The sequence below is a fragment of the Clostridium cuniculi genome, assembly GCF_004353185.1.
GTDB lineage: Bacteria > Bacillota > Clostridia > Clostridiales > Clostridiaceae > Clostridium > Clostridium cuniculi.
On sequence record NZ_SMUS01000139.1, the window covers coordinates 1 to 422 of the forward strand.

Here is a 422-nt window from a genome sequence, read left to right on the forward strand (position 1 = left end):
GGGCCCAGAGCGAGCCGCTGCCCGCGGCGTCCTTCGTGGCCGCGGGGGCGACGGCAGGCTGCTCCGCGGCGGCATTCTGCGCGGCGCCGGCCTGCGGCGTCTCGGCCTCGGCGGCGCCTGCGGCAGGCGCTGCGCCCTCCGAGCCCTCGGGGACGGTGAGCGTGAGGCGGATGTCTTCGGGCGGCATGCAGGTCTGGTCGTCGCAGATCATCCACTCGATGTCGACGGCGACGGTGGCCGTGGCGGCCGTGAGCCGCACGCGTTGGGCGAAGCGTGCCTTGCCCGCGAAGGGGCCGATCTGCATGCCGAAGGTGGTGTCGAAGTGGGTGTCGGGGGTGGTGAGCTGCTCGACCGAGCCCTCCAGCGCGGCGCCCTCGGCCGTGAAGAGGAACGTCGTGGCGTTGGGGCCGCCCTCGTAGGGC

1 protein-coding gene is annotated in these 422 nt (G+C 74.6%); it reads right to left on the bottom strand.

Annotation, left to right across the window (positions count from 1 at the left end):
- Nucleotides 1–422, bottom strand: a 422-nt coding sequence (locus tag EJJ37_RS19965) for a protein-disulfide reductase DsbD domain-containing protein (RefSeq protein WP_275547969.1), incomplete at both ends; no start/stop codon positions are given.